This is a genomic window from Microbulbifer bruguierae, assembly GCF_029869925.1.
GTDB lineage: Bacteria > Pseudomonadota > Gammaproteobacteria > Pseudomonadales > Cellvibrionaceae > Microbulbifer > Microbulbifer bruguierae.
In genome coordinates, this window is record NZ_CP118605.1 from 3,880,001 (window position 1) to 3,895,290 (window position 15,290).

11 protein-coding genes and 1 tRNA gene are annotated in these 15,290 nt (G+C 57.8%); 11 read left to right on the forward strand and 1 reads right to left on the reverse strand.

All coding sequences use genetic code 11. The annotated features are described in order from the left end of the window. The first annotated feature begins 46 nt into the window (after positions 1 to 46). Entirely contained in the window at positions 47 to 817 is a 771-nt protein-coding gene (locus PVT68_RS16005) for a rhamnogalacturonan acetylesterase (protein ID WP_407666158.1), read from the forward strand. A 95-nt stretch (positions 818 to 912) separates the two neighbouring features. Here the strand turns inward: PVT68_RS16005 and yhbY are convergent, their stop codons facing one another. Further along, complete coding sequence (gene yhbY / locus PVT68_RS16010; protein WP_280319774.1) at positions 913 to 1,218, reverse strand: ribosome assembly RNA-binding protein YhbY; 306 nt, start codon at positions 1,216 to 1,218, stop codon at positions 913 to 915. Positions 1,219 to 1,309: 91 nt separating this feature from the next. On the opposite strand from yhbY, the gene rlmE reads away from it, so the two are divergent. From rlmE to PVT68_RS16060, 10 genes are all read left to right on the forward strand, one after another. Beyond that, positions 1,310 to 1,930 carry a 23S rRNA (uridine(2552)-2'-O)-methyltransferase RlmE gene (gene rlmE, locus PVT68_RS16015; protein WP_280319776.1) on the forward strand — a complete coding sequence of 207 codons (621 nt, stop codon included), beginning with the start codon at positions 1,310 to 1,312 and terminating at the stop codon, positions 1,928 to 1,930. A gap of 210 nt (positions 1,931 to 2,140) precedes the next feature. After that, on the forward strand, positions 2,141 to 4,051 hold the full coding sequence (gene ftsH / locus PVT68_RS16020; protein ID WP_280322546.1) for an ATP-dependent zinc metalloprotease FtsH: 1,911 nt from the start codon (positions 2,141 to 2,143) through the stop codon (positions 4,049 to 4,051). 103 nt (positions 4,052 to 4,154) lie between these two features. Next, the gene (gene folP, locus PVT68_RS16025) at positions 4,155 to 4,997 is read left to right on the forward strand and encodes a dihydropteroate synthase (RefSeq protein WP_280319778.1); all 843 of its coding nucleotides are present in this window, start codon (positions 4,155 to 4,157) and stop codon (positions 4,995 to 4,997) included. A gap of 72 nt (positions 4,998 to 5,069) precedes the next feature. After that, positions 5,070 to 6,416 (forward strand): phosphoglucosamine mutase, encoded by a 1,347-nt coding sequence (glmM, locus tag PVT68_RS16030; protein ID WP_280319780.1) that lies wholly within the window; start codon positions 5,070 to 5,072, stop codon positions 6,414 to 6,416. Positions 6,417 to 6,537: 121 nt separating this feature from the next. Further along, entirely contained in the window at positions 6,538 to 7,278 is a 741-nt protein-coding gene (tpiA, locus tag PVT68_RS16035; RefSeq protein ID WP_280319782.1) for a triose-phosphate isomerase, read from the forward strand. A gap of 59 nt (positions 7,279 to 7,337) precedes the next feature. After that, positions 7,338 to 7,772: a preprotein translocase subunit SecG gene (secG, locus tag PVT68_RS16040; protein WP_280319785.1), complete on the forward strand. Its 435-nt coding sequence runs from the start codon at positions 7,338 to 7,340 to the stop codon at positions 7,770 to 7,772. Positions 7,773 to 7,807: 35 nt separating this feature from the next. Then, positions 7,808 to 7,893 (forward strand) — tRNA-Leu (locus PVT68_RS16045). Positions 7,894 to 8,239: 346 nt separating this feature from the next. Further along, a complete protein-coding gene (locus tag PVT68_RS16050; RefSeq protein ID WP_280319786.1) occupies positions 8,240 to 9,235 on the forward strand; it encodes a helix-turn-helix transcriptional regulator in 996 nt (331 codons plus the stop codon). Between the two features lie 35 nt (positions 9,236 to 9,270). Next, complete coding sequence (locus PVT68_RS16055; protein WP_280319788.1) at positions 9,271 to 11,994, forward strand: PD-(D/E)XK nuclease family protein; 2,724 nt, start codon at positions 9,271 to 9,273, stop codon at positions 11,992 to 11,994. Then, on the forward strand, positions 11,991 to 15,191 hold the full coding sequence (locus tag PVT68_RS16060) for a UvrD-helicase domain-containing protein (RefSeq protein ID WP_280319790.1): 3,201 nt from the start codon (positions 11,991 to 11,993) through the stop codon (positions 15,189 to 15,191). Before PVT68_RS16055 ends, PVT68_RS16060 begins: the two co-directional genes overlap by 4 nt. The last annotated feature ends 99 nt before the right edge of the window (positions 15,192 to 15,290 follow it).

The window sequence follows — 15,290 nt, forward strand, 5'->3', positions numbered from 1 at the left end:
AGAGGTTATGCAAAAAATCAAAACATTGATGAGCGCTGGCGTGTTAATGCTGGCAAGCCACGGGACTTTGGCTGGTAACGAAACAGTGATTGGCGACGGCACAGTGGCCGCAGAAGAAACCACCATTTTCATGGCCGGTGATTCCACCATGGCGATCAAGGAAGTTAAGGACTACCCGGAAACAGGCTGGGGCGTGCCCTTCGCATTTTTCTTCGACGACGGCATCAAGGTCGACAACCGGGCTATGAATGGCCGTAGCACCCGCACCTTTATCGAGGAAGAGCGCTGGGCCGGCATCATGAGCGAGCTCAAAGCCGGCGATTACGTCATTATCCAGTTTGGCCACAACGATGAGTCTGAGCAGAAAAAAGATCGCTACACCACACCGGAGCAGTACAAGATCAATCTGTCGCGCTTTATCAACGATGTGCGCAAGGCCGGCGCCGAGCCGATACTGATGTCACCGATTACCCGTCGCTACTTTGACGGCGCTAACAAGATCAAACACACCCACCCTTACGCCCCGCTGGTGCGGGAAGTGGCGGCAAAGGAAAAGGTGGAGTTCATCGATATGGAAGTGGTGACGCGGGAGTACTTCCAGGTCATGGGTGATCGGGATTCTGCATTGCGCTTTATGCACATTGCCCCGGGGTTACACCCGAATTATCCGGTGGGGGTGCGCGACGACACGCACCTGAACCAGCTGGGCGCACGGGAAGTGGCACAACTGGTACTGGCAGAACTGCGTAAGCGCGAGCACCCGCTCAGCAAGCGCCTGCGCAGTGCAGACCCCAAACATCTGGCGTTGAAGTACTGAGGGAAGACCTGAAACTGGCAGACGCTGTGAAATGGGGTGGGTAGCGAAGGTTGCCCGCCCCTGCTTGTACAGAGGCTGGGGGTAGGGCAGGCTGCTCAGGGGCGCAGCAGATTGGACAGGCGAGCGTTCGGTTTAGCCGCCTTGCGGAAGATCAGGGCGATTTTGCCGATTTCCTGCACCAGCTCGGATTTGCTCTGCTGGCACAGTTCGGCGATTAGTTCGTGGCGTACCTCGCGGTCATTGACCGCCAGTTTGACCTTGATCAGCTCGTGATCTTCCAGCGCTCGGTTCAGTTCTTCCAGCACCCCTTCGGTCAGCCCTTTGTCGGCTACGGTGACGATTGGCTTGAGGCTGTGGCCACGAGCGCGCAAGGCTTTTTTGCGGTCAGCGGTTAAAGGCATACAATACTCCATCCTTAAATTAACCCATACTCGGGTAAGCAAGCGCGTATCTGCGCGGACAACCCCAGAAATTAGCGATGTATTGTAACTGATGGGCCGATCAAAGAGCAGCCACCGCTGGCTGCGTGAACATTTCAATGACCACTACGTCAAACAGTCCCAGAAAGAGGGGTATCGATCTCGTGCGTCTTATAAACTGCATGAGCTGAACGAGAAGGACCGCCTGTTCAAGCCCGGTATGACGGTGGTCGATCTCGGCGCCGCCCCCGGCGGCTGGTCCCAGGTGGCAGCAGAACTTGTAGGTCATAAGGGCCGGGTTCTCGCGTCCGACATCCTGCCAATGGATGCCCTCGCCGGCGTGGACTTTGTGCAGGGGGACTTCACCGAGGAGTCCGTGTTTGAAGAATTGCTGGAAAAGCTCGGCGAAGAGCGCGCCGACCTTGTGATTTCCGATATGGCCCCCAATATGAGTGGAGTCCGCGCGGTGGATCAGCCGGCCTCTATGTATCTGGTCGAACTGGCCGTGGATATGGGGCGTCAGGTCCTGAAGCCCGGTGGGGCATTCGTCGCAAAAGTATTCCAGGGTGAAGGTTTCGACGAACTGATCCGCGACCTGCGCGGTCAATATCAGACCGTGGTCACCCGCAAACCGGGTGCGTCCAGGCCCCGCTCCCGCGAAGTCTATGTGGTGGCGCGCGGTTTCAAGGGCTGACAATTCGGCGGATAGCGCTTTTTCGCCGTGTTGGGGCAGGGGCCCCGATGTGGTAAAAGGGCAGGGCGCAAAGCGCCGGGGCTACTGAGTCGCAGCCCACGTAGTCGCCCGGGTGACCGGGGCGACAGAACTATGTTTTTCGCCGCCTATACTGGGTGGAATGGATTTAGCTGCTAAGGCATTGGCAAGAGGGCATACCCTTTGAACGATATGGCAAAGAATCTGGTGTTGTGGCTGATCATCGCGGCGGTGCTGCTGATGGTGTTCCAGAACTTCAAGCCGCAATCCCGGGATGAGTCCCTCAGCTATTCCGCTTTTGTGCAGGACGTACAGTCCGGCCAGATAAAGAGTGTGCTGGTCGATGGCCTGGTGATTACCGGTGAAAAAGCCGATGGCAGCCGTTTCAAGACTATTCAGCCGCAGATCATCGATGACGAACTCACCAATGAAATGGTGCGCGGCGGCGTGCAGTTCAATGGCCGTGAGCCGGAGTCTCCCAGTATCTGGCAGCAGCTGCTGGTGGCCAGCTTCCCGATTCTGATCATCATTGCCGTGTTCATGTTCTTCATGCGCCAGATGCAGGGCGGTGCCGGTGGTCGCTCAGGCCCGATGGCCTTTGGCAAAAGCAAGGCGCGCCTTCTGGGTGAAGACCAGATCAAAACCACGTTTGCCGATGTGGCTGGCGTGGACGAAGCGAAAGAAGACGTACAGGAGCTGGTAGAGTTTCTGCGCGACCCGTCCAAGTTCCAGCGCCTCGGCGGTAATATCCCCCGCGGTGTCCTGATGGCGGGCCCTCCCGGTACTGGTAAAACCCTGTTGGCCAAGGCCATTGCGGGCGAGGCCAAGGTGCCATTTTTCTCCATTTCCGGTTCCGACTTCGTGGAAATGTTCGTGGGTGTCGGTGCCTCCCGTGTACGCGACATGTTCGAGCAGGCCAAGAAACAGGCCCCCTGCATCATCTTCATCGATGAGATCGATGCGGTCGGCCGCCACCGCGGCGCCGGTGTAGGCGGCGGTCACGATGAGCGTGAGCAGACCCTGAACCAGCTGCTGGTGGAAATGGACGGTTTTGAAGGCAACGAAGGCGTGATCGTCATCGCCGCCACCAACCGTCCCGATGTGCTCGACTCCGCGCTGCTGCGCCCGGGCCGATTCGACCGCCAGGTATTCGTCGGCCTGCCGGATATCCGCGGCCGCGAACAGATTCTCAAGGTCCACATGCGCAAGGTGCCGCTGGACGAAAAAGTGGATCCGCAGACCATCGCCCGTGGAACCCCTGGCTTCTCCGGTGCCGACCTCGCCAATCTGGTGAACGAGGCCGCCCTGTTTGCCGCCCGTGCCAATCGCCGCATGGTGACCATGGAAGAATTCGAGCGCGCCCGCGACAAGATCATGATGGGTGCCGAGCGCAAATCCATGGTGATGAATGAGAAGGAAAAGACCAACACCGCGTACCACGAAGCGGGCCACGCGATTATCGGTCGTCTGGTGCCAGAGCACGACCCGGTGCACAAGGTCACCATCATTCCCCGCGGTCGCGCACTGGGTGTAACCCAGTTCCTGCCGGAAGAAGACAAGTACAGCCTGTCCAAGCGTGCGCTGGAGTCCCAGCTGTGCTCCCTGTTCGGCGGTCGTATTGCGGAAGAAATGACCCTGGGCATCGACGGTGTAACCACCGGTGCTTCCAACGATATCGAACGCGCTACCGATATAGCCCGCAACATGGTCACCAAGTGGGGCCTTTCCGAGAAGCTCGGTCCGCTGCACTACGGTGAGGATGAAAGTGGTCAGCCCGGCCACGGTAATCCGGTTTCCGGCAAGACTTCGAACGAGATTGACGAGGAAGTGCGCCGCATCATCGACAGCTGCTATGCCCGCGCCAAAAAACTGCTGGAAGACAACCGGGATATCCTGGAAGCGATGAAAGATGCGCTGATGGAATACGAAACCCTGGATGCTGAGCAGGTCGACGACTTGATGGCGCGCCGCAAGGTGCGTCCGCCGCGGGACTGGCACGACAACGACTACACCGGTGGCGGCTCCGCTCCGGAAGACCGTGTAGATAACGAAAAACCCCAGGATGGTGACAGCCCGGTGGGTGGTCCAGTCAACGGCCACTGATTTGTGCGAATTGGCTGACACATCGTTGTAAAGCGGGCCTCCGGGCCCGTTTTGCATAATGCGCTCCTCAACAGCCTTCACGGCGCATTAGAGCAAAACTGATATGAAGTTAACCTGCGGCAAGCGCACTCTCGACCTGTCCCGCCCCCAGGTCATGGGCATTCTAAACACCACTCCGGATTCGTTCTCCGACGGCGGCAGCTATTACGCAGAGGGCGGTTTGGATCTCGATCTGGTGCTGCGCCGCGCGGAACAGATCTGTGAAGAGGGCGCGACCCTGATCGATATCGGCGGCGAGTCCACTCGGCCGGGCGCAGCGGCGGTCAGCGAGCAACAGGAACTGGATCGTGTGGTACCCGCGGTGGAAGCCATCAGTCTGCGCATGGACGTGGTGATCTCGGTGGATACCAGTACGCCTGCGGTAATGCAGGCATCGGCGGCTGCGGGCGCCGGTCTGATTAACGATGTGCGAGCACTCACTCGCCCCGGTGCCTTAGAAGCAGCGGCGGCCACAGGTCTGCCGGTGTGTGTAATGCACATGCAGGGCGAGCCTGGTTCCATGCAGTCCAGCCCGGAATACACCGATGTCGTGGCCGAAGTGCGCGCCTACCTCGATGGGCGTCTCGCCGCCTGCGAGGCTGCGGGTATCCCTAGAGCGAGTGTGATCTACGACCCAGGTTTCGGTTTCGGAAAGAACGACGCGCACAACCTCGCGCTACTGCGCCACCTTCCCGACTTGGCACCGGCGGACCTGCCGTTACTGGTGGGGCTTTCGCGCAAATCGATGATTGGGCGCCTGCTGGATCGAACCGTGGACGAGCGGCTGCCCGGCAGCCTGGCCCTGGCCATGTTGGCAGCCCAGCGGGGTGCAGGAATTATTCGCGTGCACGACGTGGCCGCGACGGTGGATGTACTGAAATTACAACAGTTAGTGGATCGCCCCTGAGAACAGCGGGCGACCAAAGAACCGCAGGTTGGGCAGCGCGCATCGCGCCCAACAACAGATGAGAGTCAATCGATGACAAGAAAACATTTCGGTACCGACGGCATCCGTGGTCAGGTAGGTCAGGGAGCAATCACCCCGGACTTTATGCTGCGCCTCGGCTACGCCGCGGGCAAGGTGCTGGGGGCCGCAAAAGCCGGTCCGGGACGCAGCCGTATTCTGATCGGTAAAGACACACGGGTTTCCGGCTACATGTTCGAGGCGGCGCTGGAAGCGGGCCTGATCAATGCCGGTGTCGATGTGGGTCTGCTTGGCCCCATGCCCACCCCGGCCATTGCCTACCTGACCCGTACTTTCCACGCCCAGGCGGGAATCGTGATCAGTGCCTCGCACAATCCCTATCAGGATAACGGCATCAAGTTCTTCAGCGCCGACGGTAGCAAGCTCCCGGACCAGGTGGAACTGGAAATCGAAGCGGCACTGGACCTGCCGATGGAAACCGCGCAAGACCTGGGCAAGGCCTGGCGAATCGATGACGCTGTCGGCCGCTATATCGAATTCTGTAAGGCGAGCACCCCCTGGCGCTACTCTCTGCAAGGGCTCAACATTGTGCTCGACTGCGCCAACGGCGCCACCTATCACATTGCCCCCAAAGTGTTCCGCGAGCTGGGTGCGGAGGTGCATGCCATCGGTACCCAGCCGGATGGTCTCAATATCAACCTGGATTGCGGTTCCACCAAGCCACAGCAACTGCAGAAGGCAGTGGTCGAGCGCGGCGCCGACCTCGGGATTGCCTTTGATGGCGACGGCGACCGGGTAATGTTTGTGGACCGTCACGGCAACCTGATCGATGGCGACCAGCTGCTGTTCCTGATCGCCATCCACCGTCAGCAGTTCCTCGGTGGCTGCAGCGGTGTGGTGGGCACCCAGATGAGCAACTACGGCTTCGAGCTGGCGCTGCGTGAGCGCAAGATCCCGTTTGCGCGCGCCAAGGTCGGCGACCGCTATGTGCTGGAAATGATGTACAGCAAGGGCTGGACCCTGGGCGGTGAGTCTTCCGGGCACATTGTTTGCACCGATGTGACCACCACAGGTGACGGTATTATTTCCGCGCTGCAGGTACTGCGGGCAGTCAGTGATTTTGGTGAGTCTCTGGATCAGCTCAGCCAGAAAATGGAAATGCTGCCGCAACATATGATCAATGTGCGCCTGGCCAGTCGCGACGGCGTGCTGGAGCACAGCGACGTGCAGGCGGCCGTGACCGAGGCAGAATCGACCCTGGCAGATACTGGTCGTGTATTATTGCGCCCATCTGGTACCGAGCCCCTGATTCGGGTCATGGTCGAGGGACGGGATTCGGTCTTGGTCGAAAAACTGGCCGCGGATATCGCCGCCGTAGTGGAGCGGATCGGCAACGCCTGAGGACGCCGTCGGTTTCCGGGGCATGCGTCGGAAGCCATTGAAAAATCAATAAATATTCGAAATCGCTGGTTGTATGTTGCCGGCAATACCGCTAAGATTTGCGCCCCTTGGAGGAGCACCGATGCGTAAAACCCTGGTAGCTGCCAACTGGAAAATGCACGGCACCAAAGCATTTGCCGGGCAACTGTTGGCCGAGCTGAACAGCGGACTAAAGTCCGGCGACTGCTCTGCCCAAGTTGTGATCTGCCCGCCTTTCCCCTACCTCCATCTGGTAGCGGAATCGGCGCAAGATCAACTGGCTCTGGGAGCACAAAACCTCAGCGAGCAAGTCTCCGGTGCGTACACCGGTGAAGTTTCCGCTGAAATGCTGCTGGATTGCGGTGCCCGCTATGTGATCGTAGGGCACTCCGAGCGTCGCAGCCTGTATGGCGAGAGCAGCGCTCTGGTAGCAGCAAAGTTTGCTGCCGCCAAATCGGCAGGCCTGATTCCGATCCTCTGCGTGGGCGAGTCCCTCGAAGAGCGTGAAGCGGGCAAGACCCTGGACGTGGTCGCCGAGCAGATTCGGGCCGTTGTTGCATTGGGTCAGGCTGATACCTGGCAAAATGCGGTGGTTGCCTACGAGCCGGTCTGGGCCATTGGTACTGGTAAAACAGCCAGTCCGGAACAGGCTCAGGAAGTACACCAGTTTATTCGCCAACAGCTTGGCGAGACCGGTGCTCAGGTGCAAATTCTCTACGGCGGTAGCGTAAAAGCCGGTAATGCCGCGGAGTTGTTTGCAATGGCCGATATCGATGGCGCACTGGTAGGTGGTGCATCGCTAAACGCCGAAGAATTTATTAGTATTTGCCGCGCCGCCGATTGAGCGTCACAGCAAGTCAAATTTTGATAAGGGCCAAGGCCCAACAGCAGGTTTCCGGGAAAATGGAAAAACTGGTTTTAGTGGTTCACATTCTCGCCGCGCTGAGTATCATCGGCCTGATTCTGCTGCAGCAGGGTAAAGGTGCGGAAGCTGGTGCGTCCTTCGGTGCGGGTGCATCTCAGACCGTATTTGGTAGCCAGGGCAGCGGAAATTTCTTTTCCCGCTTGACTGCAATCATGGCGACTGTATTCTTCGTCACCAGCTTCGGCCTGGCCATCCTCGCCAGTCAGAAAAACGAAGCCAATGTTGACGCTGACCTGCCGCAGATTCCGGCAGTCGTTGAACAACCGGGCGTAGTACCGGCGACTGGAAGCGACATCCCTGAAGTTCAGGAACAAGCCCCGGCCGCAGACGACCTGCCCGCAGCAGAAGAAGCCCCGCAGGCTGAACTGCCGGAAGCAGGCGAAGAAGCAGAAACTGAGGAACAGCCTCAGTAAGCCGAAAGGCTTAAATCAAAAACTGAAAAGTTTTTGCCCAGGTGGTGGAATTGGTAGACACGCTATCTTGAGGGGGTAGTGAGCATAGCTCGTGCGGGTTCAAGTCCCGCCCTGGGCACCACATCAAAGTCTTCAGATCTTTTCTGAAGCAACTCGAAAAGCCCCGCAATGCGGGGCTTTCGTGTTTCTGTGGGTCAGATACTTCATCTTTTCTTTAATCCTCGCATTTCCTTCCCCTTGGGAGCCGTGACCTTTGGTCATGCAATCCGAGTCTCACCAAATATTCCAATAAATGCGGCTGTAATAGTGTGTGATTTCTATCACCAGATTACTGTGATAGATTTTTGTTGTTGGCGCCTTGTTCAACATGTCCCGTTATAACTAACTTTCCGACAGTTGCGCCTTACGATGGCCATATGCGACACATTTTGTCGCACTCTCCCGATAGGATAAAAAACGGGGAAGACATGATTGAAAACAAACGTTCATCTGCAATCGACACGGTACGCCGCCTGCTTCGGTTGCTACAGCTAATTCCCGTTGGACAAAAAGTATCCGTAACAGTGTTGCGTGAAAAGCTTGAGCTGGAAGGCGACATTGCTGTGCCCAGTGTACGTACTTTGCAGCGCGACCTTCATTTGTTGACGGAAGAGTTCAATCTGGAAGTCACTGAGAGCGGAAAAGCATTGAACTATAGCCTGCCGCGAGGAATCCAGCACTGGACCCAGCCCGGCCTGGGGGAGAAGGAATCCTTACTACTGACAATGGCGCAGCGCCATTTGGGAAACCTGCTGCCGTCGGACCTGCAGAAAGTTTTGGATAAACAATTTTATCGAGCAGATCAAATCTTGAGTTATGAGCGCCCGGACTCTCCTCATAGTCAGTGGCGCAATAAGGTGAGCATCGTTCAGGGGTTACAGCCGCTACTTCCTCCTGAACTGGAAGAGGGTGTGTTCGATGCGGTCAGTAAAGGATTGTACCGAAATACTTGGCTGACCATCGACTACTGCAACCACAGCGGGAAGCGCTCTACCGGTAAGCGGATCAAGCCGCTTGGTCTGGTTCAGCAGGAGCAACGGCTTTATCTGGTGTGTCAGTTTCAGGGTCATGAAGACTTCCGCTCGCTGGCTATGTCCCGGCTGACGAAGGTGCTGTGCGGTACGGAGACTTTCGTCCCGCCGGCCGATTTCGATTTACAGCAGCTGGAAGCTCAGGGCTTTTTCGGTATTGAGAAGGGAAGAGTCATTCAGCTGTCATTTTGCATTTCCAGAGACGCCGGCCACCATTTGCTAGAGTCCCGGTTATCTCATGATCAGACCGCGGAAGAAGTGGAGGGTGGGTACCGTATCGAAGCCACGGTACCCCAGACTCTTCTGTTGGATCGCTGGCTACTGAGCTTTGGCGATGAAATCTGGGCAATCCGAAGATCGGAGGTCGTCCCTCTCGTCACCGAACTGGACTGATTACGAACTGAATTTGAACAAGGAAGGAGTTGCCGGTGGTAATAACCTTTGGCCTGAATTGTGATAGTGCGCGCGAAACGTCCGCGAGCCTCGATAGTCCCTGGGTCGGAGTGCAGCAGATGCTGTCGTTGCTGGAGGCCCAACTAGGGCTACCGGCAGATCAGGCCTCATACACCGATCGTTTGGTGCAATACCTTGAATGTCTCGAGCGCGGTCTTGCAGGCAAGCCGTTCTACGCAAAGTCGTTTGAAGTGGCTCCACTGCATACCGCAGCGACGCTATTGGAGTGGCGTGACCAACTCTATATGGGGGGCTGGAACGGGCACAGTGTGCCGGGGGCGTCACCGCGCTTGAAAACCCTGATTGATATCGAAAAGGCAGCGGCCTCGCTGATAGCGGATAACGTTGGCCAGCGCCTTCAGCGGGTAATCTCGGTGCTGACAAGTCAGAACGTGCGGGTGAGCGAGATCCACCTGCGGGATACGCTGGAACTGCTTCCCCCCCTGTTGCAGCAACTGCTGTGTATCCTTCGCGATCATCATGGTGTGATCCTGAAAGAGGAGGTGGAACTGACGCCCGCAGCCGATGCAGGCAGTGATCTCGGCAGGCTGCAGCGCCGCCTGATTGAGCCGGAAGCGACTGGACAAATGACGTTAACGGGAGACGGCAGTCTGGTAATGATTCAGGCACCGTCGGTGCAGGTGGCGAGCTACAGCCTTGCTCAACTCATCAGTGCCTATCAGGAAATTACGGATACCCTGCCGGAAACTGCCATTCTGGCTGAGCATAGCGGCAGAGCGATCGATGCCGCCTGTGAAAGCCAGGCCCTTCCGCGCCCCGGTTTCTCCAATCTGTCGCCCTGGCGGCCCGCCGCGCAGGTACAGCAGCTGGCATTTGAATTGATGTGGGATCCGCTGGACCCCCAGGCACAGTTAGAGTTTCTTACCCACCCCGTAGGGCCTCTGCCTCGCAAATTGAAAGCGCGGTTGGCGCAAGAGGTTGCTGAACATCCCGGTATTGGTAGCGAGCGCTGGCAGCAGATTATTGCCTCCGCTGTGGAGGCGCTGGCAGAGGAGAGCCCCGAAAAGGCCGTTCGGCTGCAGGAAAATATTCAGCAGTGGCTGGAGCCGATTCGCTATAACCCTGAAACTGGCATGCCACTGGATATCGCCCAAGCGCGCGCAGAGCTGGTGTTTGCCTGGCTGCAACATCGCCATAGCGCTGAAGTGAAGGAAACGGGGCAGGAGCATACGCATTTTGCTCTGGCCCTGCGCCAGGTCAGCGATCTCATCAACGCCTTGGGCCGCCTGGGTCGGTCAGGAAAAACGAACATCGGTCGCGAAGAACTGCGTTTGTTGATCGGCCAGTCTCGCGGTGCCGGCATTGACCTGATTGATCGAGCTGCTGAAACCATCGCGCCATCCAACCCGCTGCAGGCACTGGAAACCCCATCAGCAATCTCCGGTGCGCCCGAACTCGTTGTGTGGATGGGGCTTGCTCCGGTAGCGGACCTCAAACGTGCGCCCTGGTTGCCTGCGGAGGTAAAAGCGCTGGCCGATGCCGGCGTCGTGCTCTGGTCGCAGGAATGCGAGCTGGCGCTACAGGGCAATCACTGGCTGCGGCCATTGATGCGAGCGAGCAAGCAACTGTTGTTACTGCCGTATGCGGATTGCGAAGGCCATCACCCGGTACTCGACCTTATCGCCGCAAACTTGAAAGGGGGGCTGGGAAGCCTGGCCCCGCTGGCTGCGACGGAAGTGCTACTGGGGGCGAAAGCTGTACAGCTTCTCGACGTACCGATCTCTGCCGATGCTTGCCTGATACCCGCACTGCCGCTACCGAAAAAGCAGCGCTGGTGGCAGTTGCAGGACGTCGAATTGCCCAAGCGGGAGGCGGAATCTTTTACCAGCCTGGATCAGTTTATCAACAGTCCATATCAGTGGGTGTTCCGCTACGGGGCACAGTTGAAACCCGGTGCCCTGGCGGAACTCCAGGATGAGCGTCGCCTTAAGGGAAATCTGGCGCACATGCTGTTCGAACAGTTTTTTACCGAGCATACGGATATTCCTGCGATTGACTGCAGTGCGGTAGAGGACTGGTGCCAGAAATCCCTCTACGCGCTGCTGCCGCTCTCCGGTTCAACCATGCTGTTGCCCGGCCATCGCGCGGAGCGGGAACGTTTTCTGATGCAGTGTGCGGGTGCGCTTGCGCAATTGTGTGAGCAATTACAGGCGGCAAGTGTTGTTAAGGTGGCGATGGAGTCGCCCCAGTCTGGTGATTTTATCGGTGGTCAGTTGCGCGGCAGTATCGACCTGCTGGCGACCAATGTGGACGGCCACGAGGCGGTGATTGATATCAAATGGAGCGGCTATAAATACCGCAAGCAAAGCTGGGAAGAGGGTAACTACTTGCAGCTGGTGACCTACGCGCATCTGCGTCGTCAGATTACCGGCCGGATCCCCGCATTGGCGTACTTCACCGTATCGGAGCGCCAGTTACTGAGTAATAGCGTGGAATATTTCCCTAAAGCGCAGTTGGTAGCGGATGTGGATAACTTGGCCATCGCCGAGTATTGGAAACAACTGGAAGACACCTGGAAATGGCGCCGTGAACAATTGGGTATGGGGCGCGTGGAAGTGACCGTGTCCGGAACCGAGCCTACCGAGGAGTCTCAACCGGATACCGGCGTGGATATTCCGGAAACCAGCGATACCTTCAACGACTACGCGGCACTCACCGGCTGGGAGGAAAACGCATGAGCAGCACCATCGCCCCCAACATCGAATTTATCAGTGCCGGTGCCGGTAGTGGTAAAACCTACACCCTGACCAAGCGCATGGGCGAATTGTTGTCAGGTAACGTCGTGCAACCACGCGGGGTAATGGCGACCACCTTCACCAAAATGGCGGCCAGTGAGCTGAAGGAGCGAGTGCGCCAGAGTCTGCTGGAGAGCGGCAACAACGCCACCGCCAACGCCATGGGGCAGGCGATGATCGGCACCGTCAATAGCGTGTGCGGCGCGCTGGTGGAGCGCTTCGCGTTTGAAGCCGGCTTATCTCCTAAGCAGACTGTGATTGAAGAAGAGGGCGCGGCACAGCTGTTCAACCAGGCACTGGATGAAACACTGGAAACTGATATTCGCATCATCGGAAAGATGCACGCGTTGTCTGATCGGCTGGGACTGGTCGACAGCAAAACCAACCAGCCGCTATGGCGCGGGGAAATTCAGAAAATTGTCGATGCGGCGCGCAGCAATAACCTGGGACCGGAGGACTTACGTGCGGCCATCGACAACAGTCGGGACTCGCTATTCTCATATTTTCCCCCTCCCACAAAGCGGAATCTGGATAATGAACTGCTTGATGCGATTGATAGCGCGACCAGTCAATTTAATCCCACGGTAGATAAAACCAAAGGCTCCAAGAAATACTTTGCCGACCTCGAAATTATCCACAGGTCGCTGGCCGAAGGCCGTTTGAGTTGGCCTGGCTGGTTACGCTTGTCCAAAGACCTACCGACGGCGAAAAGCCGCCCGTTGGCAGAATCTGTGCAGATGATCGCCAGCGATTACGACAAGCACCCACGATTGCGGGAAGACATCGGCGAGTTTATCCATCAGATATACACCATCGCCGCCGACAGCCTGGACACCTATCGCCGGCTTAAAACCCGCCTGGGGGTGGTGGACTTCGTTGATCAGGAGCAGTGCCTGCTGCAAATTCTCGAGCTCCCCGAGGTGACCGACGCTCTGCGTCAGGAGCTGCAGTTACTGATGGTGGATGAATTTCAGGACACTTCACCCATCCAGCTAGCCATCTTTATCAAGCTCTCCGAACTGGCGGACAGGGCGATCTGGGTAGGGGATATCAAGCAGTCGATCTATGGCTTCCGCGGCTCAGATCCTTCCCTGATGCTCACGGTTATCGATCACCTGAAAAATCAGGGCGCTACCATCGATGTGCTGGGTAAAAGCTGGCGCTCGCGCCCGGAGCTGGTCGAATACATCAATGGACTGTTTGTACCGGCCTTCGCCAATACCATTCCTGAGCAGCAGGTCGCGCTGGAGCCCGCGCACCAGCCGCAGCTGAAAACACCTGCGGTCGAACACTGGCAACTGGAAGGCAGCAATAAAAAGAATCAATACAGTGCACTGGCCGCCGCGGTACAAAAATTGGTGGAATCCGGTCAGCAAGTTCTCGATAGTCGTACCGGTGATCCTCGCGCGGTGACTTATGGCGATATCGCCATTCTCGCGCGCAGCAATAGCAACCTCGCCAGTATGGCGCAGGAGCTGAGCGCATTTGGCATTCCCGTCAGCCTCAGTCGCGCTGGTCTCATGGCAACACCGGAAGCGGTATTTGCGGTGGCCTGCCTGCGCCGGCTCGCCAACCCGGCCGATACCCTGGCAAGCGCTGAGATTCGGGCCATGAGCCAAGGCGAGGCAGTAGAGGAGTGGCTGGCGGATAGGATCAACAGGGTACAAAGCGACGAGGGCTTGCACGAGTGGGGTGAGGATACCGTACCCGCCCTGGCGGCCATTGCCGAACAGCGCCAGCGCCTGCTCTACCTCTCGCCGGTGGAAGCATTGGAACAGGTGCTGCTGGTGACCGACGCCAGAGCGCTCGCTACCCGCTGGAGCAAAACGCTGCTGCACGCAGAGCTGCGCCTGAAAAACCTGGAAGCATTGCTGGCACTGTCGGAAAACTATCTTGACCACTGTCAGACCCAGAACCGGGCCGCCACCGTGCCCGGATTGATCCTCTGGTTTCAGCAACTGCAAAAAAACGAGCAAGACAACCAGGCAACGCCGGATAAAGGCGCGGTAACCCTGCTCACCCATCACCGCGCCAAAGGCCTGGAGTGGCCCGTGGTCATCGCCAGCGACCTCAGTGCGCCGGTACGCCCGCGTATCTGGGGCCTGCGGGTACAGCCGAATGCAGCGGGTTTTGACTTTAATGCGCCGCTGGCGGGGCGTAGCCTCTGCTACTGGCCAAGCTTCTTTGGTGGCCAGTCCAAAGACGTTTCGCTCAAGGCAACTGTCGAAAGTGGCGCGGACGGCAAACAGGCCTTGGCCGATGCAACCGAGGAAGACAAGCGCCTGCTCTACGTTTCCCTGACACGTGCGAGAGATCACCTTGTTCTGGTCAGTACACAAAAAAGCCCCACCAAATCGGACTATGGCTATTGGTGGGACTGCGTCGATACCCGTTTACTGCTGCCGGAATCCGATTCCGTGACCCTGCCAAAAGGCAAGACAGTGGCGACTAAGTTTGCGTCTCAACCAGAGGCAGAGAGTCCTTTCATACCCACACAGGAGCCGCTCCACTGGCTGGGCGCTGGCCGGAAGGTGCAAACTGCGACCTATTTTCCCCGTTACCTGACGCCTTCCGCCGCAGAACCCCTGGCGCAGGCGAGCATCGGTGACAGCCTGCAAATCGGCGAGCGTATTGCCCTGCACAATGGCCCGGATATCACCCGCCTAGGTGAAGCCGTACACGCGGTCATCGCATCAGCGGTTACCTGTGGTGCGACCTCCGTCGAAATGACTGAGCGTGTACTGGCCGATTACGGCATGCGTGAATTCATCACCGTACCGGAAGTCGATGCGATGGTAGCGAAATTCCTCGCGCGCATTCAGGAGCAGTTCCAACCCGAGCAGTGTTGGGCCGAGGTGCCAATCCAGTACACCAATAGCGATGGCCAGCAACTGCAGGGCTTTATCGACCTGCTGCTGGAAACGGAACAAGGTTGGATCGTAATTGACCACAAGAGCTCCCCCCGCGCTCGCAGCGAGTGGGAGCCTGAGGCTTTGAAGTATTCCGGTCAGCTGGATGTTTACCGACAGGCACTCTTGGCAGCCACCGAGAAACCAGTGCTCGGCTGCTGGATTCACTTCGCAATCACTGGCGGGTTGGTAGAGGTCAAGCTGCCGCAAGCCGCTAAAGCGACGATGTGATCGCCTTGCATGACACATCACCGCATGCATGTAGAAATACATGACAACCGCACTCAAGTTCGGTAGCTTGTTTGCCCGGGTTTGTGATGCAGTTCGCGC